Source organism: Candidatus Thermoplasmatota archaeon (assembly GCA_030018475.1).
Classification (GTDB): Archaea; Thermoplasmatota; JASEFT01; order JASEFT01; family JASEFT01; genus JASEFT01.
This window is the reverse complement of record JASEFT010000127.1, coordinates 1-574: the sequence shown is the minus strand read 5'-3', so window position 1 is coordinate 574 and position 574 is coordinate 1. Positions and strand designations below refer to the sequence as shown.

The 574-nt window shown below is 42.7% G+C and carries 1 protein-coding gene; it reads left to right on the top strand.

All coding sequences use genetic code 11. From position 1 onward, the window contains the following. The first annotated feature begins 124 nt into the window (after window positions 1-124). Entirely contained in the window at window positions 125-514 is a 390-nt protein-coding gene (locus tag QMD21_07895) for a hypothetical protein (protein ID MDI6856685.1), read from the top strand. The last annotated feature ends 60 nt before the right edge of the window (window positions 515-574 follow it).

Sequence of the window (574 nt, the reverse complement as noted above, 5' to 3'; positions counted from 1 at the left end):
TCCAAGCACGATTTCTGCAAGGTTCAGGGAGATGGGTGTGGAGATAAGGAAACTGTAGCATCGTATTGTCGTTCCCAGACAAGTTTTATATCAAGACAGAACATTTTATTACTCGGCAAGGAAAATGAAGAGGATAATAGCAGTTTGGCTCGTAGTGATGATGCCTGTGGGTGGGATGATCGGGGTGGCGAACCTATCAATGGCCGCGGAGGCAGATAACGGAGATGCTGAGATAAGATCTGCGGCTCAGTCTAAATCTGGGCTTACAGCACATGGTCCTATCTATATTGATGGCAACGATAATTTCATAGCTGCAAACGGTGTGAGCAATCCAGAAGCGACAGGCACGGAGAGCGACCCATACATCATAGAAAACTGGGATATAAATGCGAGCAGTGCAAATGGGATTGAGATAAGAAATACTGATGTTTATTTCATTATAAGAAACTGCACGATTCATGATGGCAAAAGCAGCTATAAATACCTTACAAGAAGCTATAAAGAATTATCGTAAAAAAACAATGAACAAATCAGGATGGTAAACGACCATGACTGACTACTCAAAAGCCCAGTC

Coding starts and splice junctions, on each gene's coding strand:
- QMD21_07895 (MDI6856685.1), top strand. CDS start 125: ATGAAGAGGATAATAGCAGTTTGGCTCGTAGTGATGATGCCTGTGGGT.